This is a genomic window from Spiractinospora alimapuensis (assembly GCF_018437505.1).
Lineage (GTDB): Bacteria > Actinomycetota > Actinomycetes > Streptosporangiales > Streptosporangiaceae > Spiractinospora > Spiractinospora alimapuensis.
Genome location: NZ_CP072467.1, coordinates 2,828,064 through 2,854,059 on the forward strand (window position 1 = coordinate 2,828,064; position 25,996 = coordinate 2,854,059).

26 protein-coding genes and 1 pseudogene are annotated in these 25,996 nt (G+C 70.3%); 9 read left to right on the plus strand and 18 right to left on the minus strand.

What is annotated here, in order from left to right:
* Window positions 1–231: 231 nt before the first annotated feature.
* The 6 genes and pseudogenes from J4H86_RS12960 to J4H86_RS12980 all read right to left on the minus strand — a co-directional run bounded on the left by J4H86_RS12960 (window position 232) and on the right by J4H86_RS12980 (window position 5,931).
* Window positions 232–990 carry an SDR family NAD(P)-dependent oxidoreductase gene (locus J4H86_RS12960; RefSeq protein WP_236543748.1) on the minus strand — a complete coding sequence of 253 codons (759 nt, stop codon included), beginning with the start codon at window positions 988–990 and terminating at the stop codon, window positions 232–234.
* Window positions 991–1,130: 140 nt separating this feature from the next.
* The gene (locus J4H86_RS12965; protein WP_236543749.1) at window positions 1,131–2,774 is read right to left on the minus strand and encodes a hypothetical protein; all 1,644 of its coding nucleotides are present in this window, start codon (window positions 2,772–2,774) and stop codon (window positions 1,131–1,133) included.
* 52 nt (window positions 2,775–2,826) lie between these two features.
* Window positions 2,827–3,438, minus strand: a pseudogene (locus J4H86_RS27640) (hypothetical protein); the annotation flags it as partial.
* A 280-nt stretch (window positions 3,439–3,718) separates the two neighbouring features.
* Window positions 3,719–4,189, minus strand: coding sequence for a hypothetical protein (locus J4H86_RS12970; protein ID WP_236543750.1), 471 nt, complete (start codon window positions 4,187–4,189; stop codon window positions 3,719–3,721).
* A gap of 207 nt (window positions 4,190–4,396) precedes the next feature.
* Window positions 4,397–4,837, minus strand: a complete 441-nt coding sequence (locus J4H86_RS12975) for a VOC family protein (RefSeq protein ID WP_236543751.1) — start codon at window positions 4,835–4,837, stop codon at window positions 4,397–4,399.
* A 203-nt stretch (window positions 4,838–5,040) separates the two neighbouring features.
* The gene (locus J4H86_RS12980; RefSeq protein ID WP_236543752.1) at window positions 5,041–5,931 is read right to left on the minus strand and encodes a LysR family transcriptional regulator ArgP; all 891 of its coding nucleotides are present in this window, start codon (window positions 5,929–5,931) and stop codon (window positions 5,041–5,043) included.
* A 99-nt stretch (window positions 5,932–6,030) separates the two neighbouring features.
* On the opposite strand from J4H86_RS12980, the gene J4H86_RS12985 reads away from it, so the two are divergent.
* Complete coding sequence (locus tag J4H86_RS12985) at window positions 6,031–6,654, plus strand: LysE/ArgO family amino acid transporter (protein WP_236544018.1); 624 nt, start codon at window positions 6,031–6,033, stop codon at window positions 6,652–6,654.
* A 63-nt stretch (window positions 6,655–6,717) separates the two neighbouring features.
* Here J4H86_RS12985 and J4H86_RS12990 read toward each other — a convergent pair whose 3' ends face one another.
* The 3 genes from J4H86_RS12990 to J4H86_RS13000 all read right to left on the minus strand — a co-directional run bounded on the left by J4H86_RS12990 (window position 6,718) and on the right by J4H86_RS13000 (window position 8,487).
* Window positions 6,718–7,083 carry a hypothetical protein gene (locus J4H86_RS12990; protein WP_236543753.1) on the minus strand — a complete coding sequence of 122 codons (366 nt, stop codon included), beginning with the start codon at window positions 7,081–7,083 and terminating at the stop codon, window positions 6,718–6,720.
* 355 nt (window positions 7,084–7,438) lie between these two features.
* Entirely contained in the window at window positions 7,439–7,672 is a 234-nt protein-coding gene (locus J4H86_RS12995) for a CsbD family protein (protein ID WP_330932528.1), read from the minus strand.
* 284 nt (window positions 7,673–7,956) lie between these two features.
* Complete coding sequence (locus tag J4H86_RS13000; RefSeq protein ID WP_236543754.1) at window positions 7,957–8,487, minus strand: hypothetical protein; 531 nt, start codon at window positions 8,485–8,487, stop codon at window positions 7,957–7,959.
* 526 nt (window positions 8,488–9,013) lie between these two features.
* Here J4H86_RS13000 and J4H86_RS13005 point away from each other — a divergent pair.
* From J4H86_RS13005 to J4H86_RS13030, 6 genes are all read left to right on the plus strand, one after another.
* Window positions 9,014–10,027: an Lrp/AsnC family transcriptional regulator gene (locus tag J4H86_RS13005; protein ID WP_236543755.1), complete on the plus strand. Its 1,014-nt coding sequence runs from the start codon at window positions 9,014–9,016 to the stop codon at window positions 10,025–10,027.
* Window positions 10,024–10,809, plus strand: coding sequence for an aspartate/glutamate racemase family protein (locus J4H86_RS13010; RefSeq protein WP_236543756.1), 786 nt, complete (start codon window positions 10,024–10,026; stop codon window positions 10,807–10,809). The genes J4H86_RS13005 and J4H86_RS13010 overlap by 4 nt, the downstream gene beginning before the upstream one ends.
* The gene (locus tag J4H86_RS13015) at window positions 10,806–11,501 is read left to right on the plus strand and encodes a hypothetical protein (protein WP_236543757.1); all 696 of its coding nucleotides are present in this window, start codon (window positions 10,806–10,808) and stop codon (window positions 11,499–11,501) included. The genes J4H86_RS13010 and J4H86_RS13015 overlap by 4 nt, the downstream gene beginning before the upstream one ends.
* Window positions 11,498–11,647 (plus strand): hypothetical protein, encoded by a 150-nt coding sequence (locus J4H86_RS13020; protein ID WP_236543758.1) that lies wholly within the window; start codon window positions 11,498–11,500, stop codon window positions 11,645–11,647. Before J4H86_RS13015 ends, J4H86_RS13020 begins: the two co-directional genes overlap by 4 nt.
* Window positions 11,644–13,116: a sodium:solute symporter family protein gene (locus J4H86_RS13025; protein WP_236543759.1), complete on the plus strand. Its 1,473-nt coding sequence runs from the start codon at window positions 11,644–11,646 to the stop codon at window positions 13,114–13,116. The genes J4H86_RS13020 and J4H86_RS13025 overlap by 4 nt, the downstream gene beginning before the upstream one ends.
* A 142-nt stretch (window positions 13,117–13,258) precedes the next feature.
* Window positions 13,259–14,473, plus strand: a complete 1,215-nt coding sequence (locus J4H86_RS13030; protein WP_236543760.1) for a dipeptidase — start codon at window positions 13,259–13,261, stop codon at window positions 14,471–14,473.
* 301 nt (window positions 14,474–14,774) lie between these two features.
* On the opposite strand, the gene J4H86_RS13035 is transcribed toward J4H86_RS13030, so the two are convergent.
* From J4H86_RS13035 to J4H86_RS13040, 3 genes are all read right to left on the minus strand, one after another.
* The gene (locus tag J4H86_RS13035; RefSeq protein WP_236543761.1) at window positions 14,775–17,204 is read right to left on the minus strand and encodes an FtsX-like permease family protein; all 2,430 of its coding nucleotides are present in this window, start codon (window positions 17,202–17,204) and stop codon (window positions 14,775–14,777) included.
* Entirely contained in the window at window positions 17,201–17,323 is a 123-nt protein-coding gene (locus tag J4H86_RS27265; protein WP_269134567.1) for a hypothetical protein, read from the minus strand. The genes J4H86_RS13035 and J4H86_RS27265 overlap by 4 nt, the downstream gene beginning before the upstream one ends.
* A gap of 467 nt (window positions 17,324–17,790) precedes the next feature.
* Window positions 17,791–18,531 (minus strand): ABC transporter ATP-binding protein, encoded by a 741-nt coding sequence (locus J4H86_RS13040; protein WP_236543762.1) that lies wholly within the window; start codon window positions 18,529–18,531, stop codon window positions 17,791–17,793.
* Window positions 18,532–18,642: 111 nt separating this feature from the next.
* Here J4H86_RS13040 and J4H86_RS13045 point away from each other — a divergent pair, with 111 nt between their 5' ends.
* Together J4H86_RS13045 and J4H86_RS13050 are read left to right on the plus strand one after the other, a co-directional pair.
* A complete protein-coding gene (locus J4H86_RS13045) occupies window positions 18,643–19,863 on the plus strand; it encodes a sensor histidine kinase (protein ID WP_236543763.1) in 1,221 nt (406 codons plus the stop codon).
* Entirely contained in the window at window positions 19,860–20,546 is a 687-nt protein-coding gene (locus tag J4H86_RS13050; protein ID WP_236543764.1) for a response regulator transcription factor, read from the plus strand. The genes J4H86_RS13045 and J4H86_RS13050 overlap by 4 nt, the downstream gene beginning before the upstream one ends.
* Before the next feature lie 84 nt (window positions 20,547–20,630).
* Here J4H86_RS13050 and J4H86_RS13055 read toward each other — a convergent pair whose 3' ends face one another.
* The 6 genes from J4H86_RS13055 to J4H86_RS13080 all read right to left on the minus strand — a co-directional run bounded on the left by J4H86_RS13055 (window position 20,631) and on the right by J4H86_RS13080 (window position 25,802).
* Window positions 20,631–21,416 carry an ABC transporter ATP-binding protein gene (locus tag J4H86_RS13055; RefSeq protein ID WP_236543765.1) on the minus strand — a complete coding sequence of 262 codons (786 nt, stop codon included), beginning with the start codon at window positions 21,414–21,416 and terminating at the stop codon, window positions 20,631–20,633.
* A 50-nt stretch (window positions 21,417–21,466) separates the two neighbouring features.
* On the minus strand, window positions 21,467–22,234 hold the full coding sequence (locus J4H86_RS13060) for an ABC transporter permease (RefSeq protein WP_236543766.1): 768 nt from the start codon (window positions 22,232–22,234) through the stop codon (window positions 21,467–21,469).
* The gene (locus J4H86_RS13065; RefSeq protein ID WP_236543767.1) at window positions 22,231–23,052 is read right to left on the minus strand and encodes an ABC transporter permease; all 822 of its coding nucleotides are present in this window, start codon (window positions 23,050–23,052) and stop codon (window positions 22,231–22,233) included. The genes J4H86_RS13060 and J4H86_RS13065 overlap by 4 nt, the downstream gene beginning before the upstream one ends.
* On the minus strand, window positions 23,049–24,047 hold the full coding sequence (locus J4H86_RS13070) for an ABC transporter substrate-binding protein (protein ID WP_236543768.1): 999 nt from the start codon (window positions 24,045–24,047) through the stop codon (window positions 23,049–23,051). The genes J4H86_RS13065 and J4H86_RS13070 overlap by 4 nt, the downstream gene beginning before the upstream one ends.
* 88 nt (window positions 24,048–24,135) lie before the next feature.
* Window positions 24,136–24,954, minus strand: coding sequence for an SDR family NAD(P)-dependent oxidoreductase (locus J4H86_RS13075; RefSeq protein WP_236543769.1), 819 nt, complete (start codon window positions 24,952–24,954; stop codon window positions 24,136–24,138).
* Window positions 24,951–25,802 carry a sugar phosphate isomerase/epimerase family protein gene (locus J4H86_RS13080; protein WP_269134568.1) on the minus strand — a complete coding sequence of 284 codons (852 nt, stop codon included), beginning with the start codon at window positions 25,800–25,802 and terminating at the stop codon, window positions 24,951–24,953. Before J4H86_RS13080 ends, J4H86_RS13075 begins: the two co-directional genes overlap by 4 nt.
* Between the last annotated feature and the right edge of the window lie 194 nt (window positions 25,803–25,996).

Consider the following 25,996-nt stretch of genomic DNA (forward strand, 5'->3'; position numbering starts at 1 on the left):
CGCCAGCCGGGGTGTGAGTTGTCGGGGGCTGACGTGGGGACCTGGGGATACGGACCGTTCGAATGATGTCGCCGTGCGCCGTGGACGAGCGGTCGCATCTCACCCGGCTCTGGCAGGCGTCCGGACGGGCCGACGCGTTCCGTCGTGCGACGGAGCCTGTCCAGGCCGCTCTGGATCAGGCGGCCCACGGGAACCTGTGGTGAGCGGCCCCTGTCCTCGGGTGGGGCCTTGCTACCGCGCCAGGTAGCCACCGTCGACGGGGTAGTAGGCGCCGGTGACGAAGGACGCCGCGTCGCTGGCGAGCCAGGCGACGATCTCGGCGACCTCCTGGGGTTCGCCGAGACGCTGGAACGCGTGCTGGGACTTGAGGAACGCCAACGCGTCGTCGTCGAGGGACTGCTCGACCAGTGGGGTGCGGATGAAGCCGGGGCCGACCGCGTTGATCCGCACCCCGTCCGCGGCGTGCTCCCAGGCTGCGGCCTGGGTCATGCCGACGACTCCGTGCTTGGCGGCGACGTAGGCGCTGGCGTTCATGAATCCGACCTGACCCAAGATCGAGGCCATGTTGATGATCGTGCCCCCGCCGGCGGTGCGCATCGCGCGGATCGCGGCCCGTTGGGTGTAGAAGACCCCGTTGAGGTTCACGTTGATGACGGCGCGCCACCCGGAGTCGGAGTAGTCACCGGAGGAGGCCTGCTCACCACCGATCCCGGCGTTGCCGACCACGATGTGGACGCGGCCGAACTCACGCACCACGGTGTCCATCGCGGCGTCGACGGCGGCGCTGTCCCCCACGTCCACCGCGGCGCTGTGGGTCCGGTGCCCGTGCGTCCGCAACGCGGACGCCGCCTCCTCGGCCGCGTCACCGTTGAGGTCCCACACCGAGACGGCCGCCCCGGACCGAGCCAGCGCGTGCGCGCACGCCAACCCGATCCCCGAGGCCCCGCCCGTCACGACAGCGGTCTTCCCACCCAGCCCATAGTTGATCATGATCCCCCCTGTGCGGGAGCCTAACCAACCCCGACCTGGAGTTTCACGAGGTCACAGCATGCGGCGTGGCGCCCTGTGGGTGTGGGGACACGCGCGGGACGAACGTCCGCCACCCACGGCGCGGCGGCCGGCCTCCGTCCTCAGATCAGGATTCCCGTACCCGGGTGGACGACGCCACAGTAGAACTTCGCGGCCATGAGATGGTCCCAGCTCGTCGGACGGTGCCCGTCCCGCAGGACGTCCAGGGCGGGCTCGGAGAACGCCGCGAGTGTTGGATCGGTGGATTCGCTCATCGCCCGGGTCGCTCTGACCTGGGAGAGGGTGACGTTCTCGGTGGGCAGGATCGTCCCGCCGACCTCCTGGAAGTTCTGGTCGACCGCCTCACACGTCTCCGTCCCCTCGCGGCTCTCCCGTTGGACCGGCTCCCGCGCGGCCTGCGTCACCGATTCCGTGAGTGGACCGCCACCGACGCCCTCTCCAGGCGCCAGCCGTGCTCCCTGATCAACAACCGCGATCACGGTGACCAGCAGGAGGGCGGCCGTGGCCAGCACGCTGGGGACGTGACGTCGCGGGGGATGGAACTCCCGAGGCGCGCCCAGGAGGAGGGCCCGTGCCGCGGACGCGGTGAGGGCGGCTCCCCATGCCGGCAACAGCAGGACGACGAACGCGTAGGTGCCCAGGGATACCCCGGAGGACGCGGCGAGGTCACTGAACAGTCGATCGGACCAACAGTCCAGCGTGGGGTTCGGAATACGAGCGCAGTTGCCCGTCACCCCGCCTATCCGGGTGGCGGGTACCACGAAGAACGCCTGCAGGAACACGCTGGCGGCGACGGCGTTGAGGACCCGCCCGGACGAGCCGGCTCCGCCCAGCGTCCACCCCAGGATCGCGGCGCCCGCCAGTGCCACGACCCCCACCAGGAGGAATGTGGGAAGGAGGGCCGTGGCCGACGCTGTCGGAGAGAAGTCGTCCCCCACCTCTGGAGCCGCCGAGCGCAGCAGTGGGGTCATCAGGGCCACCGCGACGGCCATCCCGAGCGTCGTGAGGGCAGCCGCTCCTACCGGTAGCCACGGCGGGCACACACGGTGCCCGAGCTGGAAGGAAGGGGATCCGACGCCCCGCCTCCGCGCCCAGGCGAGGTAGGCCGCCATGGGCAGCGACGCGCCCAGGCCCACCGCCACGGTCAACCAGACGTGCCCGTCCGTGAACGTCACGGTGATCGCCCACGTCACCATCCCCGACCAGTGGTGCGAGGTCAGCGAGAGGGTCTGCACCGCGGCGAACCACGTCATGAGGACGAAGCCAACCATCGAGGTGCCGACCACCGCCGCCGCCCACATCGGCCATTGGGCGCGTGTCACGCTCAACCACAAGGCGGCGTCGCGCGACATCCATCGCGTGACGAGGTAGCAACCGCCGAACAGGAAACCCGCGAGCACGATGGCCGGTACGGGCGCCTCGACGAGTGAACGGCCCCAGGTGGTCGGGGGCAGCGCGGGCAGCATCAGTTGGCCGACGAGCAGCCCGCCGGTGAGACTGAGCGCGATCGGCCATGGTCGCGGAGCGGGGCCACCACCGAGCACGGCACGCAACACCGACCGCCACACGATCACCGTCAGGATGACCGCCAACGGCAGGCCGATCAGCAGCGCGACCAGGCCACCCGACCAGGAGTCGTCCACGAGTTGGGAGATCACCCTGCTCAACCCAGGGAACGCCATCCCCGCCGCACATCCGGCGTAGGACATCGAGGAGTCCGCCGCGCAGCAGACGCGCGGGGTCACGCAGCACCGCGATCCGCTCGTGGGCCGGAGGATGCCGCCGATGCAGGGCACTCCACCATCGGATCGCGGAGGCGGAAGGGTCACGGTCGACCGTGGAGAGAAGGCGTGACAGTTCGGCACGGATCTCAGGGCGTTGCCCGGCGCGCACATCGGCGTAGCACTCGCGTACTCGCAGCACCCGCGATCGTGCGTAGCTCAGCAGCACCAGCGAAGCGAGCAGGGGGAGCGCGACCTGTGGCAGCACCGGCGGAACCGCGACGAAGGGCAGCATCGCGACCGCGACGACGAAGAACCCCCACCAGACGGAGATCGTCAGATAGGTGATGTCGATGTCGCGGTTGCGCACGTGGGCGGCTTCGTGGTGAATGACCGCGGCGCCACGGGGCGCCCCTCCGCCGGGCGGATCGCCACTGGCCAATGCCGACCGGTCGACCGCCACCCAGTAGCGGCCCCACGCCCCGAAGGCACGCGCACCCCCCGCGGTTCCGGGGGTGATGAGCAGCCTGATCCTCTTGCGTGTGGGACCCAGCGCTTGACGGAGTTCCGTGTCGGCTCTCTCGTAGAGAGAGGCATGGGACTCGCGGGGCAACGGGGCAAGGCGACGTCGCACGACGAACGGGAAGACGCTGTAGATGACCACACCCAGCAGCAGTGGGGTGAGCATGCCGACGACGACCAAGGCCTCCGCCGCCTGCGCCGCCGCGCGTACGCACGCGACGTAGGACTCGACCAGCCGCTCGCCCGTCCCCTCGGGCGCCGCGGCCCGCGCGTTGGTGACGCACGCCTCCCGCCCGTGTTCCGGCAGCACCCCCACCGACCGGAAGGCGAACACCAGCGGGTCCACCAGTGGAACGGTCACCCCGACCGTGGCCGTGATCAGTACGAGGAAGCGGAGCGTGGTCGCCGAGGGCAACTGTGCCGCGCCGTCGGGTCGGGCGGCCGTCCTACAGGTGCTCTGGACTGTCCGGAGAGGGTTCATGAGCCTCGACGGGTTTCCCCAGTTCGCAGATGATCGCCGCGGCGATCTCACCGGCGGCCTGCGGTGGGATCCCGGCCCGAACGGCGTGCGTGGTGATCGCCTTGGTGACGGAGGCGACGTTGGCCGGCGTGATGAGCGGGAGGACCGCGTCGGTGTCCGCCGCCGGGGCCGCTTTCCGGCGACCCAGCTTCGCCCGCACCCACAGCCACGCCCGCTGCCACCACGGCCGGAGGATGTCGGTGAGCGAGCCCGTCACCAGCTCGATGAGGACCCCCACCGCCACCCCGGTGACCAGACTGACCGCCGCGGCGCCGAACCCTAACGGATTGTCCGCAGGCCGGGGCGGACGCCCGCCACGCGTGAACACGTCGTCGCGCACGTTCTCGTAGTAGGGAAGCTCGTCCGGGGCGCAGCGTTCGACCACGCGGGTGGCCACGGCGTCGAGCGTTCTGTCCGCACTTGAGCGAGGCGGAGACGCGGTCACGAGGAGACCTCCAACAGGAGAGCTTGGTGCGCAGCGTAGCGCGCATCCCCCTACCGCGCGAGGGTTTTCGCACGGCCAGCGGCGGCGCGAGAGGTCCGAGACCGGAGGGTCGTGTCGGGGGTGAGGCGGATGGCGCGCGGACCACGGCCCCTCCGCCGGTCAGTCGCCGAAGCCGGTGACGGCGCCGGTCTCGTCGAACCGCGCCGTGGAAGCCCAGGCGATCTCCCATCGGTTGCCTTCGGGGTCGGCGATGTAGCCGGAGCGGCCTCCCCACGGCCGGTCGACGGGGTCGGCGACGGCGGTGGCGCCAGCGCGCAGAGCGGCTGCGTAGGCGCGGTCGACCTGGTCGGGGGTGTCGACGTTGCACGCCAACGTGATCCCGGACCAGTCGGCGCCGGTGGGGGGTTCGACGCCGGCCTCGTCGGCGAGTTCGGCCACCGGGTAGAGCGCGAGCACGACGCCGCCGAGGAGGAAGGCCGCCCAGTCGTCGTCGCTGCCGGAGACCTCCCGCCAGTCGAGGTCACGGTAGAACTGGCGAAGTCTGGGCAGGTCACGCGCCCCGAGAGTCACCACGGACAAGCGTGCGGGAACGTCAGTCATACCTGGAGGCTACGGGAAGCCCCTGGGAGCGGCGTCACTCCCGCGGCGGGTGTGCGGTCGCCTTCCGGCCTTGACCGTGAGGGCATCATCCGCCGTGAGGCGCTTCCGTTCGGTCCGGAAATGTGCTGTCCGATGACCGCCTCGCGAGCCGCGCGGCCGGCGGGCACCATCGCCGCGTCGGGTACGGCGTCACCACGACTGACCTACGCGCCGCGGAGCGTTCGCTGGGCCCGGTGCACGATCTCGGTGGTCAACGCGTCCAAGGGCTTCGAGGTGACGGTCCACTGTTGCCAGTACAGGGGGACGGAGATGTCGGGTCCGCCGAGGGGGACCAGGGTTCCGTCGGCGACCAACGGCTCGGCCTGTTGGGTGGGGAGCATCGCCCAGCCCATGCCGAGCTCCACAGCGCGGGCGAAGTCGTGGGTGGAGGGGATGAGGTGCCGTGGCGGGTCCTGGGGCGAGATGGCGTGTGCCGCCAGCCAGTCGGCTTGGAGACCGTCGTTGCGGTCGAAGTCGACGTACGGGGCGCGGCGCAGGACCTCTGAGTCGAGTCCGGCGGGCGCCCATCGCGCCATCCAGCTCGGTGCCGCCATCGCCTCGTACACCAGGCTGCCCAGCGCACGGACCCGACATCCGGTGACGGGAGTCACCTGCGAGGTCACCGCCGCCATGACCGTTCCGGACTCGAGCAGGCCGGCGGTGCGGTCCTGGTCGTCGCGGTGGAGGTGGATCTCCACGCTGTGGCGTTCCGCGACCGCGGCCAGCGGTTCCAGGAACCAGGTCCCCAGGGAGTCGGCGTTGACCGCCACGGACAGACGGGGCCTGGTCGACCCCTCCGCCAGTCCGAGGTCGGCCGTGACGTCGTGTTCGACGAGGGCGAGCCGACGCGCGTAGCGCAGCACCGCCTGACCCGCCTCCGTGGCCCGCACCGGTTTGGTCCGCACCACGAGCCGCTGGCCCACCCGGTCCTCCAGGGTCTTGACGCGCTGGCTCACCGCCGACGGCGTGAGGTGCAGTCGCGCCGCCGCCGCGTCCAGAGTGCCCTCCTCGACGACGGCGACCACCGTCGCGGCGAGAGTCGGATCGATCCACATATGAAGCCAGGCTAATGATCCTTGAAAAATCTTCGCTGGTGCTGACGATCCGAGCGCCTCTACCGTTGCCGTGTGCTGACAGTCATCCCTGGTTTCCTGATGGGCCTGACCCTGATCGTGGCGATCGGGGCGCAGAACGTCTTCGTGCTTCGACAGGGTTTGCGCCGTGAACACGTCGGTGTGGTCGTGGCGATCTGCGCGGTCTCCGACGCGGTGCTGATCCTGACCGGTGTCGCGGGGCTGGGACGGTTGCTGGACACCGCGCCGGTTCTCGTCACCGCGGCCACCTGGGGTGGCGCCGCGTTCCTGTGCGGCTACGCCGTCGTCGCCGCGCGGCGTGCGCTTCGTCCCGGCGGACACGGCCTGCTCAGCGACGACGACGCCGGTCCGGACTCCCCCGCTAGTCCGTCCGGTCCACGTGGGACTCTCACCGGGTCGCGCGTCGTGGCGGTCGCGGGGACCACGGCGGCTCTGACCTGGCTGAATCCGCACGTCTACCTGGACACTGTGGTGTTCCTGGGGTCGATCGCCGCCTCGTACGGAGAAACGCGTTGGTGGTTCGCCGGCGGCGCCGTACTGGCCAGCCTGGTCTGGTTCTGCGCCCTGGGGTTCGGGGCCCGGTTCCTGGGCCGGTGGTTGCGTACACCCACGGCGTGGCGGGCCCTGGACGGCGCGATCGCGGTGGTGATGCTCGGTCTGGCCGTCTCACTCGTGCTGCGCTAGACCTCGGCGCGCGGTCGGTGGGGCCGTCAGAACCCACCGACCGCCGGCCTGTTCCTCGTTCCGCTAGCCGAACTCGGCGCCGCGGAGGATCCCCTTGGACTCGTACGCCTGGCGGACCACGGTGTAGAGGCGGTCGAGCTCCGTGCGTACCTTGGCGAGTCCGATCGCTCCCCCGGACATGCCGGTGTTGCCGAGGAAGACCGACGCCACGATGGAGCCGTCCGGCGCCTGGTCGATCTGCAGGTTGTACTTGAAGTGCATGGCCAGTGCCCCGAGCAACATGGCCTTGGTCTTGCTGCCCTTCTCCGCGAGCCCTCGGTACTCGTTCTCCCAGGACATGCGGTAGCCCTGCTCGGAAAGCGCGTTCTCCAGGACGGTACGCGCGTCAGCCGGCCCAACCGTTAATTGGAACTTCGCGAATTTTGCCATGTGAACCCTCTTATTTGATCATGGATTCGACGAAGGGAACGGACGCGGGCCGGAGCCATGGGGGAAGGACTCGATACCCGAATAACGGGAATCTCGCGCACTGACCACCGACAACAGCGCCGTCGTCGAGGAGAAAACATTACATGTGCTTCCGCCCCATGAATCACGATTCTGACGCGCTGGCGGGAAATTCCTCGCTCCACACAGGGGATCGACGAGGGAAACATAGGGAGAATCGCGTTCTCGTTGTGGTCAATCACCCATCGCGCCGTCCCAGCCCGTCCCAGGGCCGAGCGTGTCGTCATGCGTTGGGTCGGGGCACGGGGATCCCCCCATGCCCCAACCGAACGGATGACTAGGAGGTGCGGTCCTCGTCGGTCCCCTCCTCCGGCGCGGAGCGCCCGCGCAGGCCGTCAACGGCTCCCTTGACGGAGTCCTTGACGTCCTCCTTCGTCTCGCGCAACTGGCCCTTCGCCTGCTCGGTGCGGCCCTCGTTGCGGAGACGCTCGTCGCCGGTGACGTTTCCGGCCGCCTCCTTGAGCTTGCCCTTGACCTGTTCGACCTTGCTCTGGTTCTTCTCCTCGCTCACGATGACCTCCGATCGTGGTCTGGATGCTCGGTCGTCGGGACTCACTACCGGGCCTTCCACGCCATTCGCGGCGCTATGTGTCACGACGTGGTGAAACATCTCATCCTGAGCGCGAGGCCCCCGGATCACCACCCTGGAGCCCCCAGGGATGACCATGGGGCGGCCCGGTGTCCCACCAGGCGCCGACCCGACGGGACGGGTGTCGACCAGCTCCACCGGGCGCCCCTTGGTTCTGTACCGGCTTCGTCCGTGGCTGGGCGGGGCAGCGTGCCACGGAGCCGCGGTCAGAACTGCGTCCCGCGTTGCGCGATGGTCGTGGCCACCAAGTAGCAGGCGGTCGCGGCGACGGTGAGGAACCACAGCGCGAAACGGGGCCAACGGTAGCGACTCAGCGGAAGCAGCACCCCGGTGAGGAGCGCGAGGAGGCCACCGAACACGGTGCCGAAGGTCGCGACCATCCCCAGAAGATGTGCCGCTTCGGTTGGTGAGATGCCCGCCTGGATCCACATCATCAGGAAGCCGAGTGGCCCCGCGAAGCCCAGGAAAAACGCGGTGATCAGGAGCACCCACGCCCTCCAGTGGGCGAGGATCCCGACGACCCCCATGGGCGCGACGTAGGCGAGAGCGCAGATCGAGGCGACACCCCAGAGCGGCACGACCAGACTGTCGCGGCCCGGCACCGAATCGACGAGAACGAGCGAGAAGAAGACCAGGAGAACGGAGTAGATCGTGGCCCCCACGGCCAGAACGGTGACCCACCGGGACGGCGCGGGCTCTGTCGTGGGCGCGGGACGACTCTCGGGAACGCTGTGCATGTGGCGGCCCTTCGGTCCAATCGGTGGATTGGTGGAGGATTCCGGGTGGCCTGCGACAACAGTGCGCCGATTTTAGCGACCGCGACGCTCCCGTACGGGGCCGGCGCACCGCGCCGACAGGGGCCAGCCACCTGGCCGGCATCCGGTCGCCCGGACGAGCCTCGGAGAGCGACGCCCTCACCTCGGGAAACCGAAGCAACCACGTGTGATCTTGGCCTCATTGCTGGCCGCACCGTCCGCCCCGCCACCCCCTCCCGCCCCTCCGCACCGCTGTCCAGCGCTGGAGGCCCCCGACTGTGGCGCGGGGCCGGAATCGCCGTCCCCGTCGGCGAAATGGCGACACGACGCCGTCCTCCCGACAGAGGAAACGAGGGGTCGCGGCCACCGAATCCCGCCACGGCTCGGTGAAGCCGGATCCCCGCATGAGGTCCGCTACGTCAGCCGAAATCACGCAATCAGTGGCTTATTCAGGCCTGATTCACATACAGTGAGCCAATCTCTCTGAAACCCACCGGAAGGTACCCCCGTGGCTGATCACGCACTCTCCGAGCTGGACCGGCGCATCGTGGCCGCGTTGCAGCTCGACGGGCGCAGTCCGTGGTCCGAGATCGCGCGGCGGGCCGGGACCACCGAGAGCACGGCGGCGCGGCGCGCCGGGCGGCTCATCGAGGACGGCGTCGTGCGGGTCGTCGGTGTCGCCGACCCGCAGGTGTGTGGTCTCGGGCAACCGGTGCTGGTTCAGTTGGCGTGCCCTCCGACGGAGGTGCGGTCGGTGGCCGACGCTCTCGAGACCCGCCCCGACATCCGCTTTCTCACCATATGCACTGGTGAGTGGGATGTCGTCGCCGAGGTCGTGGTTCCGGGCCGGGACTCGCTGGGCCGGGTTCTCGTCGACGAGCTGGGCGCGCTTCCCGGCGTCCACCAGAGCTCGACCGCAGTGATCACACGGAACTTCAAGATGCGGCACGACTGGAGCAGCGCCCTGCTGGCCGACCTCGCCGAGGAGGGGCCGGGGCGTCGGGAGCTCTCCGTACCCACCCAGCCCGCAGCCGTCACCCTGGACGACACCGACCGTCACATCCTCGCGGCGTTGGCCGACGACGGACGCCGCTCGCACCGGGAGCTCGCCGAGGGGCTGGACATCGGCGAGACCGGTGTTCGCCGCCGGGTGAACCGCCTGCTGGACACCCGGGCCCTGGTCATCAGCACCGTGGTCGACCCGGCGGTCCTCGGGTTCGAACTGGAGCTCATCGCCTCGCTCAAGGTGGATCTCGCCCGCCTCGGCGACATCGCCGCCCGACTCGCCGACCACCGCCAGGTGCGCTACGTCTCCGCGACGGCCGGATCGGCGGACCTGGTCTGTGAGGCCATCCTGCCGAGCTTCGCCGACATCTACCCCTTCACCACGGAGGTCCTGGGTGACCTGCCCGGAGTACAGCGGGTGGACGTCGGTGTCGAGCTCGAGAACCGGAAACGCGCCTACCGACCCTTCACCTCCCCTTCCACCCCCGCTCGGGGCACCGACCCAGGGAACTCATGATGCGACTCACCTACCTCCTCCCGGCGCCGATGCACGCCACGGAGCTCGGAGAAACCGAAATGCGCCGCCGTGCCGGACTCCTCGCCGAGTGGAGCCCACCCGGCACCGAGATCACGGTCTCCGCGGTGTCCCGTGGCCCCGTCTCGATCGAGTCGGCCTACGAGGACTACCTCTCGATCCCGGCGATGGCCGACCAGGCCTGCGCGTCCGTGGACGCCGGCGCGGACGCGATCGTCGTCGGGTGTTTCGGTGACCCCGGGCTGGACGGCCTGCGGGAACTGGTGCGGCGACCGGTGATCGGCCCGTCGGCGGCGGCGATGTCGCTCGCCGCGAGTCTGGGCCACCAGTTCTCCGTGGTGACCGTCGTCGAGGGTGTGCGTCCGCTGCTGCGTCGGCTCGCCTGGGAGGCCGGACTGTCCGACGCCCTGGGCGTCATCCGCGCCGTCGAGTTGCCGGTCATCGACCTGAACCGGGACCACGAGCGCGCGTTCTCCGTCCTGCGCGGCGAGTGCGAGCGGGTTCTCGCCGAGACCGACACCGACACGCTCGTCCTCGGCTGCATGAGCATGGGTTTCCTGGGCGCCGCGGAACGACTCACCGAGGAGCTCGGGGTCCCGGTCGTGAACCCGGTGCGTGCCGCGGTGCACCAGGCGGACACGCTGCACCGGATGGGGCTGGCGCACAGCCCTCGGGCCTACCGCACGCCGGCCAAGCTACGCCAAGGAACCAATCGAGCGGACCTGATCCGCACCACTGACGCCCCATTGGAGGTCACGCCATGAGCGCGCGCTCCACCTCACTGTGGGCCACGGCGGCCGCGACGGTCGTCGTCTTCGCCGGCCTGACGACACCAGCGGTCGCGGACACCGACGGCGCGGACGGACCCGAGCTCGCCACGGCCGAGGTCGACATCGCCGTGCACGCCGACGGGTCGGCCAGCGTCCAGACCCGCTACGGGTTGGACGCGCCGCTCGCGGAGAACACCGAGATCCCGTTCCTGCTCATGCCGCACGACGGTGTGGAGGTCACGGAGCTCGCGTCCACCACCTCGGGCGTCGAGGTCGACCCCCCGGAGCCCGGCCGCGTCACCGCGACACTGTCCGCGGGTACCGAGGAGTTCGACGTCGAGCACACCGTGGAACGCGCCGACGCCAGTGCCGCCGTCCTCCTCGCGGTGCCCGAGATCGCGACCTCACGCACCGCGGACGTGGCCATCACCGTCGCCCTGCCCGAGGGACAGAATCCGGCCGGCGACACCATGCCGTCCTTCCGTCAGTCCACGGCCGACGACGGCACCGTCATCCTCGAGCACCAGAGTGGTGACCTTCCGTCGGTCGTCGTCGCGGGCACCGACGACCAGCCCGGTCCTCGGCTGGGCACCGCGCTCTCCGCCGGAGGGCTCGGGGGGCTCGCCGTGCTCTTCGCTCTCTGGTTCCTGCTCACCCGTGGCCGGGACAGGAAGGAAACCCCATGACCGCAGCGACCCTGCTCACGCCCTTCGGCGTTCCCTTCGACACCGCGGTGATCGTGGGAGCGGTGTTCGTACTGCTCGCCGTCCTGCTGAGCCGTCTCGGAACCCCCGACTCACGCTCGAGTGAGAACACGGAGGAGCGCTCGTGAACTTCACCACCACGTTCCTGCTGCTGCTCGGTGGCGTCATGCTGTTCATGATCATCGAGGGGTACCGCTCCTACCGCAACAACAAGACCGAGCAGGACTTCTTCGTCGCCGGGCGCCGCGTTGGTGCCTGGCTCGGGGGAGCCAGCATCTCCGCCACGCAGATGAGCGCGGGGACCTTCGTGGGAACGGTCGGCATCCACTACCTGACCGGCGCCTCCTTCATCTGGGGCTGGCTGGGGATCTGGACGGCCTTCCTGCTCGCGGCGTTCGTCATCGCCCCGCGTCTGCGCCGGTACGCGCACGAACGCAACGCCCTCACCTTCCCGGACTTCATCGCGGACCGGTTCGGCAGCAAGGCGGCCCGGGGCCTGGTCTCCGTGCTGCTCGTCCTGTCCTACCTGGTGTTCATGTCCGCGCAGTACCAGGCGGGCGGCATCATCCTGGAGACGGTGTTCGGTATCCCGTTCATCTGGGGTGCCGTGATCCTGATGGTCCTGGTGGTCGCCTACACCGTCGTCGGCGGGATGACCGCCGTGGTTCGTACGGACTTCCTGCAGCAGATCGCGATGGCGCTCGGGGTCGCGGTGGCGCTGCCGCTGCTCATCAGCCACGCGGGCGGGATGTCGTCGCTGGCCGTCAGCCTGCCCACCGTGGCGCCCGAGTTCATCGGTTGGAGCATGGGCTGGAACGACATGCTCGGCTTCTGGCTCGGGATGGGGTTCGCCGCCATGTGCGCGCCCTACCTGCTGCTGCGGTTCTACATGATGCCCGACGACAAGACGTGCCGCCGCGCGTCCGGGGTCGCGTTGCTGTTCGTGCTGCTGATCGGCATCTGCATCTGCATCGCCGGAATGACGATGCGTGTCCTGTACCCGACCCTGTCGGTCTCGGACGCGGCCTCGACGATCCTCGCCTCGGAGGTGCTGCCCCCGATCGTGGGCGCGCTGCTGATGACGGCGGTGGTGCTGGCCGTGGTGAGCACCGTGGACTCGGTGCTGCTGGTGGCCGGACCGGCGATCTCCTACGACCTCTACTACTCGCTGCTGCGTCCCGACACCCCGGAGCACACCCGGACGCGGATCAACCGCATCGTCACCCTGGTGATCGGCGCCCTGCCCCTGTTGATCACGCTGCAGGAGCTGGACATCGTGCAGTTCGTGGTGCTGAGCTACGCGGGCCTGCTGGCCAGCACCATCACCGCGCCGGTGCTGCTGGGGCTGTACTGGCGGCGGGCGACGAAGGTCGGCGCGATGGTGTCGATGATCTCCGGGTTCCTCACCTGCCTGGTCTGGTACCTCATCGGGGGCCCGTTCGTCGATCCGGCCGTGCCGGGCGTGGCCGCCGGGTTCATCGGGATGATCGTCGGCTCGATGCTGAGCCGGCCCATGTCCGACGACCAGCTCACCCTCTTCTTCACCCCGCGGCGGTCGCCACAGACCCCCGAGGCCTCCCTGGAGTCCGTCCGCTAGCGATCGCGGGTGGCCGCACCACGCCCCGCGGCCACCCGCACCCCGGCACGACCGGGACACCGGAGGCCCCGTCCGAACCGGAACCGGGACCACCTCCGCACCTCAAGTCACAACCGATACGACGGGAACGGAGACACCGACGATGGTGCAGAAATCAGGAGCCCAGCCGAACAAGTACCAGGGATACCGGTCCTTCGACGCGCTGACGCCCGGTGAGGACTACCGCGAGTTCGCGCTGGCCCCAGAACTGGGGCGGGTGCCCTCCACCGGTCCCGAGCTGACCGACGAACAGCGGGCCCGCGCGGCGAAGCTGCTCGCCGACAACACGGTGATCTCTCTGCACGACCACACCTCCGTGTTCCCCGAGAACATCGAGGAGACCGTCGAGTACAACCGCACCGGGCGCCACCACACGGGCTACGAGGGGCTGTCGGTCTCCGGCATCGACGCCGTGTTCGAGAACTTCATGGACGGCACCTGCTGCATCACCTCGCCCTCGGGGTGGAAGTGGGACGACGTGCTCATCGACCTGGGCATGCGCTTCTCCGACATCGCCAAGCAGGACTTCATCGTGCGCGCCGAGCGGGTGACGGACATCGCCGCGGCCCGCGCCAACGGCCAGATCGCGCTCGTGCCCGGCCTCGAGGCGGCCACGCCGATCCAGAACGAGGTCGACCGGATCGACGTGCTGTACGGCTTCGGCGTCCGCCAGATGGGCATCGCCTACAGCGAGGCCAACACGCTGGGCAGCGGACTGCGTGAACGGCACGACGGCGGGCTGACCTTCTTCGGCGAGAAGGCCGTGCGGCGCATGAACAAGCTGGGCATCGCCATCGACGTCTCGCACTCCGGTGACCGCACCAGCATGGACACCATCAAGTACTCCGAGCACCCCATCTTCATCACCCACGCCGGCGCCCGGTCGGTGTGGCCGACCAACCGCATGAAGCCCGACGACGTGATCAAGGCGTGCGCCGAGCGCGGCGGTGTGATCGGCATCGAGGCGGCGCCGCACACCACCATGAGCAAGAACCAGCCGGTGCACAACCTCGACGCCTTCATGGAGCACTTCACGTACTGCGTGGACCTCGTCGGCATCGACCACGTGGCGTTCGGCCCGGACACCCTGTTCGGTGACCACGTGGGCCTGCACGACCTCTTCGCCCGGCACCTCTCCATCGCCGCCGCCCACGAGGCGGAGTTCACCAAGGTGGACTACATCGACGGCATCGAGAACCCGGCTGAGGAGTTCCACAACATCACCGGCTGGCTCGTCGCCCACGGCTTCTCCGACGACGAGATCGCCAAGGTCCTCGGCGGCAACATCCTGCGGGTCCTGGACCAGGTCTGGTCCTAACCCGCCCGGGGGCCGTCCCACGGGACACCCCATCGCGCGACGCCACGCGGGCACGCCGCGCACGAAGACGTTCGGCCGGGTGGAGTCCACACTCCACCCGGCCGACGCTCGTCGCGCACCTGTTCCTGGTCGTCCCCCTCAGCGGCGATGGGTCGGGGCCCCGCGTGACGGCTCGCTGTCACCCAAACCACGATGCTCGAATCGACAGCGGCGGGGCGAAGATCGACCTCCGCCCCGCCGTCGTCGTCCCTCGACTGGGTTCTCGAGACGCGGGGCTCACCCGTCCCCGCCGCGGTATGGCCTACTCCCGTGCCGCCACCAGGGCGGCCGGAGGCTGGCGCAGAGCGCGCGACGCTGGGATCACCGCGGCCAGTAGCCCCAAGGCGAGGCACGCGACGAACACGACCCCGAGGGTGGGCCACGGGAGGTGGACCGATACGTCGGCGACCTCCCCCGGACGGAAGTCGTCGCGCATGCCCGTCGCGAGGGCGAGAAGTGCCGGTGCGGAGATCAACCCTCCGACCAGCAGGCCGATGGTTACCACGAGACCCGACTCCGCGACCACCAGCCCCCCGACCTGACGGGACTGCGCGCCGGTCACCCGCAGCAGTGCCAGGTCCCGGCGGCGCGCCGACGTGGCGAGGGACAGCGTGTTGGACATCGAGATCGAGGCGTACCCCACCGCGAGGACGAGGATGACGCCAGTGAACATCTCGATGAGACCGGTCTCCTGGGCGACCCCCGCGTCGATCAACGTCGCCCCCACGTGCGCCTCGGACCCCTGGTCCGCGACCGCCGCGGAGAGCGCGTCGACGTCGGATTCCGGCGGAGGGTAAACGTTGCTGACGAAGGCCGCGGGATCGTGCTCGCGCGCGAGGTCGTGCGGCATGGCCAGGTCCGCCCACAGCTCCGTGTAGAAGGGGTGCGGGCCGACCGTCACCGGTATCCGCCCCGTCGTTCCGTCGCGCCAGGTCAGCTCCACGGTGTCGCCGTCCGCCCATCCGAGCTCGGTGGCGATCTCCGGCGACGCCCGAATGGTGCCCGCCTCGGGGGCGTCCTGGTGCAGACCGGCCGCGTCCACCCATCGCCCGTCCACGTACACGCCGGTGGCGAGCACACTGGTGACGGCCCCGTCGGAGTTCTCCTCGACCCTCCGCAGCGCGGTCTCCGTGACCCCGACATCACCGTCGGGGCCGGTCACCATCGTGTCCCCGGGGAGATCACCCACGGAGTGCTCGGCGATCGCACCGTTGATCGTGCTGGTCATACCGAGCATGGTGACCGCGAACGCGGCGACGAGCAGGACGGGCATCATCGTCGAGGCCAGTCGTCTGGCCCCCGCCCGCGCCTCCGCGTGCAGCAACTCCCCCAGCGCCGAACCTCCGATCGGAAGCACCCGGACCAGGCGCGGCAGGTAGGCCGGCGCGGAGGCTGTCGCGGCCAGCACCAGGAACATGGTGGTTCCGAGCGCGTAGCCAATGATGTCGTCCTTCTCGGTCAGGACCGCACCCGCCGCCGCTCCCGCGGCGAGGAGGACCGACAGTCCGGCGCCCCACCAGCGCCACCGGGGCATGGTCGCGTCCGCCCGCACCTCCTCGGGACGAAGAGCCTCCAGTGGGGCGACCGCCGCTCCCCTGACGGACGCGGCCCAGACGCCCATGAGAGCGGTGGTGATCCCGACGGCCACGGCCGCGCCCACGGGCAGTGCGACGGCGCGCATCTCCCAGGTCGGGGCCAACAGGTCATTCCGGACCAACCACTCACTCAGCACCGAGGCGCCGCCAACGCCCAGCGCGGCCCCGACGAGCGACGCCGCGACCCCCACGACGGCGGCCTCGCGCATCAGCATCGACCGGACCTGTCGCGGCGTCGCCCCCACGGCCCGCAGCAACCCCAGCTCCCGACGACGCACGGCCACCTGGAAGCTGAACGTGGCCCCGACGATGACGACCGAGGAGAACAGTGCGACCAACACGATCATGATCAACAACTGCATCCCCAACCAGTTGTTGGAGTTGTCGAACTCCGACCGCGCGGCACCGCTGTCGATGTCGGTGAAGACCTCCGCCGTGGGGCCGAGGACCTGTCGCACGTGCTCGCCGACCTCGTCCGGCGAGGCGTCGTCCACCGCGACCACCCCGATGAGGGAGACGGAGGTGGCCACACTGTCGGCGAAGGCGTCGGGCAGGAGCACATCCTGACCGTCGGTAGTCGCCGCGACCGTCATCCGCTCCTCGGCGTCGGCCGTCAACACGGTGACGGTGTCCCCGGGGGACCGTCCGTAGGACTCCGGCAGCACGACACCGGTCTCGCCGCTCGGCGGCTCACCGTCCCGTAGTTCGACGTCCCCGAGGGGGAGACTCGACATGCCGGCACCGTTGGGATCGCCGGGGACGGCATCACCGAGAACCTGGTCGCCGTCCATCACGCGGACCTCGAAGCGGCGCTCGGCCACCGCCCGGGCGACACCGTCCGCCCGCCCGACCTCCTCGGCCAGGGCGTCGGCCTCGTCCATCCGCCACACTGCGCGGCTGAACTCACCGTCGTAGGTGAGCCCGGTCCGCTCGGGGACGGCGAGGACGTCCGCCCCGGCGTAGTGCCGTGGAACGGTCGGGGTGGAGGAGGCCATGACGATGATCGACGCCGCGAGCAGCGCGACCCCCAGCGCGAGCGCGACGAACCCCCCGAGGGTCGAGCGCCACCGGTGCAGGATCGAGGAGATCGTGTTCACGCTTCCTCCAGCATCGCCATGGGAACGGTGATCGACTCGGTGTTCCCGTTGTCCTCGGCGCGGGCGGCTGCTTCGGCCGGCGAGTGGGCGTCATCAACGCCACACGGTGACCTAGGCACGGTCACGCGTCCCTCGACCGCGCCACGTATCGGGACGCCCGGCCGCTCGGGCCGCACGCGGTCGAGGGCCGGGTCGCGTGACCGGCCGAGGCCCGGGCGCGCACACGTCCTCGCGCCTCTCGACGTGAGCCTCGTCCCGCCCACCTCCAACGTCGCCATGGCCACGGAGACTGACCCGGTGTTCCGGTTGTCCTCGGTGTACACGGCGGCGTCGCCGGCCTGGCCTCCACGCCCGGCTTCTACCGGAACGTGAGACGCGACGGGGGCACGTGGCGACCTGGGCGCGGTCACGTGTTCTTCGGCCTCGCCACGTCCCGGGACGCCGGGCCGTTCGGGCCACACGTGGTCGAGGGCTCGGGGCGGTGACAGAAGGACGTACGGGCGGGCACGCCTCCTCCCCCTGACCCGCTTCGCCACGTCCGTGCGAGCGACGGCGAAGCTGGTCGGTCGTGGAACGAGGGTCGTCTTCACGCTTCCTCCAGCTTCGCCATCCGCACCGCGACGGACTCCGTGTCCAGGGTGTCGCCGGCGTGGGCGTCGATCTCGTCGACGATCCGTCCGTCGGCCATGAACACCACACGGTCGCCGCGTGCGGCGACGGCCGGATCGTGGGTGACGACCACGACGGTGCGGCCGTGGGCGTCCACGACCGAACGCAGATGCTCCAGGACCTGTCGGCCCCGAGCCAGGTCCAGTGCGCCGGTGGGCTCGTCGGCGCAGACGACGGCGGGCTTGGTGAGGACGGCGCGGGCGATGGCGACGCGTTGTTGCTCCCCACCGGAGAGCTGGTGAGGGCGATGGTCGGCACGGTCGCGCAGGCCGACCGAGTCGAGGGCGTCCAGGGCGTCGGTCGGTCCGACCCGGCGGCCGGCGAGGCGAGCGGGAAGGAGCGCGTTCTGGGCGGCGGTGAGGGCGGCGATCAGGTTGTAGCTCTGGAAGACGAACCCGATCCGTTCCCGCCGGAACTCCGTGAGCTCCCGCTCCCCCAGTCCGCCGAGTTCGACACCGTCCACGACGACGCTGCCGCTGTCGGGGCGATCGAGCCCCACCGCGCAGTGCAGCAGGGTCGACTTGCCCGATCCGGAGGGGCCCATGATCGTGGTGAAGGTCCCGCGGGCGACGTCGAGGGACGCGCCGGCCAGGGCAACGACCTCATGGTCTCCCGTGGAGTAGCGCTTGGCCACTGTCTCGAGGCGAATGGCAGTCATGCTCCAAGCACACCGGGTGGACGCCTCCCGGGGCGGGTGCCTCGGGTGGAGAGTTCGGGGTAGACCCTGGTCTACCGCGCGGAGGGCCACCGAACGTCTACCGTCGGATCCGTGCCCACATACACCGCACGCCTGGCGATCACCCGGGCTCCGCATCGCTTCCTGCTGTCGTGGTGGCCGTGGCGCGCCCTGCTGTACCTGGTGTTGGGCGCGCTGCCCGCCGTGGTTCTGTTGGGTGCGGTCAACATGATCCAGCTCGCCACCGAGGCCGACCCGGTTTGGATCACGGTGGCGCTGTTGGGCTTCCTGGTGGTGGTCCTGGGCGGGGCACCGCTCGCGGCGCGCTGGGCCCGAGTCTCCGCCGGCCTGGTGGGTGAGCCGTTGGAGCGACCGGTCGCACGGTCCACTTCCGTGGGGCTCCGAGACCGACTGGCCGCTCCGTATCTCTGGCGGGAGGTGGCCTACTCCGTTCTCAGCGTGAGCGTCCTGTTCGTGCTGGACGTCGCGGTCCTGGTCATCGCGGTCGGCGCTCCCGTGCCCGCGATCGTCGCCTACGCGAACTCCGACGTGCTCACGCTGGTGGAGCGCGCCATCACGGTCGTCGCCTGGGCGTCACTCTGGCTGGTGGGGGCGTACCTGCTCACGGCGTGGGCGTCGGCTCGGGCGGAGATCGTCCGTGCGGTACTGGCGCCGCGGGACGAGCGCCTCGCGCGGGAGCTACGGGAGATGACGCGGTCGCGCGCGGCCTTGGCCGAGGCCTTCGACCAGGAGCGGCAACGCATCGAGCGCGACCTGCACGACGGCGCGCAACAGCGGCTGGTCGCCGTCAAGGCGTCCCTGGGGCTGGCCCGCCTGGACCTGCCGCCGGACGCTCCGGCCGCCGACGCCGTCCGCGAGGCGCGGGAGCAGGTGACGGCGGCCCTGGACGAGCTGCGTGATCTCGTTCGCGGCATCTACCCGCTGGTACTGACCGAGCGGGGGCTTCCCGCCGCGGTGTGGGACGTCGCGGCCCGTGCCGCCGTGCCCGTCGAGGTCGAGTTCCACCTACCCGACCGCCTGCCGGGGCCGGTTGAGTCCACGGCGTACTTCGTGGTCTGTGAGGCGATCGCGAACGCGGCCAAGCACGCGCCGCGGTCCACGGTGCGGGTGGAGGGATCGGTTCGGGGTGCCCGGCTACGCGTGGACATAGTCGATGACGGTCCCGGTGGCGCCAGCCCGTCGGGTGGCGGCCTGAGCGGGCTGCGCAACCGGCTGGCGATCCTCGGGGGCACGTTGGTCGTGGACAGCCCGGACGGCGGGCCGACCCGGGTACGACTGGAGATTCCCCTGTGACGAACCCCGCGACGAACATCGAAGAGACGTCGGGCGGCGTGAACGTCGTGGTCGCCGACGACTCGGTCCTGCTGCGCGAGGGTGTGGCCGGTGTCCTGCGCCGATTCGGCCACCGTGTACTGGCCGCGGTGGGAGACGCTGACGCCCTGGAGACGGCGGTGCGTGACCACTCCCCCGACCTGGTCGTTACCGACGTACGGATGCCTCCCGGCTACCGCGACGAGGGGCTGCTGGCCGCGGTGCGCATCCGACGCGCCCATCCCCACCTGGGGATCATCGTGCTCAGCCAGTACGTCCAACCCACCTACGCCTCCGATCTGCTGGAGATCGACGCGCCGGCCGGCGTGGGCTACCTCCTGAAGGAACGCATCGGCGACGTCGAGGAGTTCGCCGACGCCGTCACGAAGGTCAGCGCCGGCGGATCCGTACTCGACCGCGACGTCGTCCGCGTCATGCTCGCGGCCCGCTCCAACCCGCTCACCCGCCTCGCCCCACGGGAACGCGAGGTCCTCAGCCTGATGGCCCGCGGCGAGTCCAACACCACGATCGCCCGAGAACTGGTGGTCTCCGACGCCGCCGTCCGCAAACACATCGGTTCCATCTTCACCAAGCTCGACCTCGCCCCCGAAACCGAGGGCCACCGCCGGGTGTTGGCCGTCCTCACCTACCTCGCCGGAGAGTGACACCGGACGGACCACAACGAGCGCGCGGCCCGTCCCCCGGACCAGCGTAGGGACGGGCGCCCCACCCCCGACGCCTCACGCCCCCTATGTGGCGTGGTGGGTCGGCTCGGCGTCGGTGCTCTTCACTTCGCGGTAGATGCGGGTGCGTACGTCGGTGAACTCCGGGAGGGCCTTGGTCTCCAGGTGGCTGCGTTGGGGTGGCAGGTCGACGTCGACCACCGTGCGGACCTCGGTGGGGGACGGGGTGAGGACGACGACGCGGTCGCTGATGTAGGTGGCCTCGTCGATGTCGTGGGTGACCAGCAGGACCGTCATGGCGAACCGTTCGCGGACGGCGAGGATCAGGTCCTCGAGGTCCTCGCGGGTCTGGGCGTCGACGGACGCGAACGGCTCGTCCATGAGCATGATCTTCGGCCGGTAGGCGAGCGCGCGGGCGATCGCGGTGCGCTGTTGCATCCCGCCGGACAACTCATACGGGCGGCGGCCGGCGGCGTCGGTGAGGCCGACGGCCTGGATGGCCTCGTCCACCAGACGCGCCTCCTCGGCCTTGCCCAGGGACTTGCCGCGCAGCGGGAAGCGGACGTTCTCCCGGACGGTGAGCCAAGGGAACAGCGACCGGGAGTAGTCCTGGAACACGATGGCCATTCCCTCGGGCGGCCCCTGGACGGGGGCTCCCTGGAGCGTGACGTCGCCGGAGGTTGGCTCCATCAGGCCGCTCACGCACTTCAGCAGCGTGGTCTTGCCGCACCCGGACGGGCCGACGACACTGACGATCTCGCCTTCGTTCACGTCGAAACCGACGTCACGGAGGGCGAGGTGGCCCGAGTCCTCGGTCCCGTAGCGCTTGGCGAGTCCGGACACCTGCAACATGCTTACTCCTCGTTTCGTCCGCGGCGTCTGCGCCGCACGGTCGGCGGCGCTCACGCGGCGGCGCCCCGGCTCGCGTGCTGCCAACCGACCACCCGGCGCTCCAGGCGTTCGAAGGCCAGGTTCAGTAGGTAGCCGATGATGCCCAGGAGCACGATCCCGGACCACATGTCGGCGAGGGCGAAGGACCGCTGCGCCTGGAGCACGAAGAACCCGATCCCGTTGGTGCTGCCGACCAGCTCGCTGATCACCATGGTGATGACGGCGAGGGACAGGGCGGTGCGCAGGCCCGCCATGATGCGTGGCAGCGCGGCCGGCAGCAACACCCGCAGCAGCAGGGGCCCGTGCCCGACACGGAAGCTCCGCGCCGTCTCGACCATGGTCCGGTCGACGCCGGTGAAGCCCTCGGTCGTGTTCAGCAGGATCGGCCACACGCACACCATGACGATGAGGAAGATCTTCATCTCGTCGCCGATACCGAACAGCGCGACCGCGAAGGGCAGGAGCGCCGGCGCGGGGACCGCGCGCAGGAACGCCGCGATGGGCTCCAGCAGTCGGGCGATCCACCAGACCGATCCGGCCGCCATCCCCAGGCCGATGCCCAGGACCGCCGAGAGCCCGAATCCGGCGAGGAGCCGGTACAGGCTGGGCAGGACGTCGGTGATCAGCCTCTCGGAGAACCAGTTGTAGCCGAACGCGACGGCGATCTTGTCCAGCGGGGTGAGGTAGAAGGAGTCGGACACCCGCGAGACCAGCCACCACAGGCCGACCAGCAGGACCGGGACACCGATCTCCAGAACGAGCGCGATTCGGTTCCTCAACGTTCACCTCGCTGGGACGCGTGCCAGGACAGCAGCCGCCGCTCGGCCGCCGCCACGGCGCCGTTGCAGACGTAGCCGAGCATCCCGGTCACGATGATGAGCGCGTACATGGTGGGCAGGTCGCCCGACTCCTGGGCCACGGTGATCTGGCGACCGAGGCCGGGCATCCCGATCACCAGCTCCGCCGTGATCGCGAGGACGAGTGAGATCGAGAACGCGATGCGCAGGCCGGTCAGGATGTAGGGCGACGCGCTGGGGATGACGACCCGGGTGAATGTGCGCAGCCGGCCGGTGCGGAAGGAGCGCGCCGTCTCCAGGGCGGTCCGGTCCAGGTCCCGGATGCCGTACACGGTCTGCACGAGCATCGGCCAGAAACACGCGAACGCGACCAGGAACAGGGCGGCCTCACGTCCGGTGCCGTAGGCGAGCACGACGAGGGGGACGAGCGCGACCGACGGGATGGGGCGCAGGAACTCCACGACCGCTCGGACGGACCGGTAGGCGAGGTCGTTGGACCCGATCACCGCCCCCGCCACGATCGCCAGCACGGACGCGACGGCGAGGCCCACCAGGGCACTGATCATGGTGTCGGCGGCGGCCCGCCACAGGTCGGCGCCGGAGGCCATGGACACCAGCGTCGAACCGATCTCGCCCACGCTGGGGAAGTACGCGGCCGGGAGGACGCCGAGGATGATCGTCAGTTGGTAGCCGCCCACCGCGAGGACGGCGGAGAGCACGGCCCAGACCGGGCCGGGCAGGTCTCGCGCGCCGGACCGGCGGCGCGGGCGGGACACAGTCGCGGTCGCCGTCGCGGTCATCGGTCCACTCCTGGGTCGATCAGGTCGGGATCGGGACGCGTGTGCGCCATGTCGTACTCGACCATCATGTCGGCGAGCTCGTCGACGGAGTCCCAGTTGATGTCGGGGCTCCAGTAGGGCAGGTTGATGCTCTCGGCCTGCTCCGGCGTGATGTCGGTGTAGGTGGGGATCATGGCCCGTGCCTCGTCGGGGTCTTCCTGGGCGGTCTCCAGCGAACGGTTCATCGCCCGCCGGAACGCGTCCACGACCTCGGGGTTGTCCTCCTGGAACGCCCCGGAGGTGAAGAACATGGCGTTCTGCAGGCCGGGGACGGTGTCGGTGTAGGGGCGCAGAACGGGGATGTTGCCCTCCTCGACCATCGCGGTGGCGAAGGGTTCGGCGGTCTTGGCCGCGTCGATGCGGCCCTGGGCGAGGGCCACCGCCTGCTCCGCGCTGGACAGCTCGACGATCTCCACGGTGTCGCTGTCGCCCCCGTGGGCGTCGATGCTGGCCTTGAGGGTCAGGTCGACGATGCTGTTGAGGGAGGCGACCCCGATGACCGCGCCGTCGAGGTCGGCGGCCTCGGTGATGTCGCTGTCGGGAGCCACGCTGAGCAGGTCGAAGGTCGGCTCCTCCGGTGGGGGGAGCGGGGCGTCGGGGTCACCGGACAGGGCGCCCGAGGCGACGACGCTCAGGTCGATGCCCTGCTGCGAGGCGAGCAGCAGGGTGACGGGGTTCGCCCACCCGATGTGCATGTCGCTCTTGAGTACGGCGGGCAGCAGCGCGGCCCCTCCGCTGGACACCTCCGGGCGGACGTCCAAACCCTCGTCGGCGAAGTAGCCCATCTCGATGCCCATGTACAGGGGCGCCGCCTCCGCGACGGGGATCGTGGCCACGTCGACGACGGTCAGCCCGTCGTCGTTGGTGGCCAGCGTGGTGTCAGTGCCCGTGCAGCCGGTCAGACCGACCACGACGGCCGTGGCCGCCGCGAGCACTGGGGGGACGCGCACGCGCATGCCTCCCTCTCCTTTCCTCTGGCCCGGGCTCGACCGTGCAGGACCGAACTCCGGGCGGATCCGTGGGCGCCGAACCGGCGCGGGTGGGTCAGGGTGCCGCGGCCAACTGGGCGCCACCGCAGACGTGCAGGACCTCGCCGGTGATGAAGCCGGCGTGCGGTCCAGCCAGGAAGGCGACCGCCTCGGCGACGTCGTCGGGGGTGGCGAGCCGCCCCAACGGTGTCATCGCCGTGTGTCGCGCGGTGAAGGCGGCGTACTCCTCGGCGGAGCGGTGCCCCCGGGTGAACGGGGTTTCCACCATGCTCGGCGCGACAGCGTTGACGGTCACGCCGCGTGGCCCCAGCTCGAGCGCGAGGGACCTGGTCAGTCCGACGAGTCCGGCCTTGGACGCGGTGTAGGCGGGCGGTCCGCCGCTGAGCCAGGTACGGGACACGATGTTGACGACGCGTCCGCCCTCGGCCGGCCACAGTGGGAGCACCGCGCGGGCGAGTTGCATGGGCCCGCGCAGGTTGACCGCCATCACCGCGTCCCAGTCGCCGCTTCCGGTGTCGGAGAGCGGATGTTGGCTGCTGACCGCCGCGTTGTTGACCAACTGGTCCACCCGCCCGTACCGGTCTCGTGTCCAGTCGGCGAGTTCCCGCACCTGGTCGCCGTCGGCGACGTCGGCCCCGTAGCCGACCGCTCGCGCGGGAGCGGCGGTGTCGGCGAGTCCGCCGGTGAGGTCGCCGGCGGCGCGTCGCGCATCGGCTCCGTCGCGGTCCACCAGTACGACCCGGGATCCGCCTCGGGCCAGCCGGGCCGCGATCGCGAAGCCGAGGGCGCCGGCGGCTCCCGTCACGATCGCGACGGGACGCGTGTCCTCGCTGCCCGGCGCCGGGTCGGTGGCGTCGTCGGTGTGGATCGTCACCGGGCACCTCCGGCGGGGGTCGCGAACGCGGGCTGGCTTCGGAGGTACCGGGCGTTGTGCTCCAGCGTCTCCCGTGGGGATCGGTCGGTGCTGAAGTCCTCGACGGAGACCCAGCCGCCGTAGTGGACCGCCGTGAGCGCGTCGAGCAGGGCGGGGACGTCGAGGAGGCCGTCGTCAAGGGGGGACCAGCGGTGGGTCCACGCGCCGCCGTCCGCGGGACGGACGTACTGGGCGTTCTTCACGTGCACGTGCGCCAGGTGGTCGCCCAGGATCTCCAGCGCGATGCCGTGGTCCTCGTATCCCTCGACCAACAGATTTCCGGCGTCGTAGTTGACGCCGACCCGCTCGGGGTCCAGGCCCTCCACCAGCCGCGCCCCGAGGGAGGCGCTGGGGCAGAGGGACCGTTGGTGGAGTTCCAGGACGGCCCGCACCCCCGTCCGACCCGCCAGGTCGGCGAGGTCGGCGAAGTGGGCCCGGGCGCGGTCGAAGAGCGACGTGAAGGAGGTTCCGTCCCGCCACGGTGCGCGGACGCGCACCATCGGGGCGCCGGCGGCGCGGGCCAGGCGCATCGCGTGCTCCACGCCGACGGTGTCTCCGAACTCGACGTAGGGACAGAGCCCGATCACGGTGAGTCCGGCCTCCGCGCACTGGCTCGCGACGCTCTCCATCACGTCCGGCTCCGGGGCCAGGGTGCAGTGGTTGGCGGAGAAGAAGTCCGGGGGCGCGGACGGCGGCGGCGGCGAACCCACCCGCCATTCGATTCCTGCATAACCGGCGCGCCGAACTGCGTCGACAGCCGCCGATGGCGACATATCGGGCAGTGAGATCGAGTAGACGCCGGGCAGCATGAAACGTCGGTCCTCTCCACGGGGTGGGGCGCGTTCGCCGCCGGGGGCCGACGACCAGTCCTTACTGGGGTGCGACCAGGGGTGATGCCGGGAACGCGATAACGTGCACCATTACAGCCCATGACGTCCGTCACGTCCAAGTCCCATGTGTTACATGGGCTATACCCCAGAGCTATAGCTCCGGTGGTGTGACG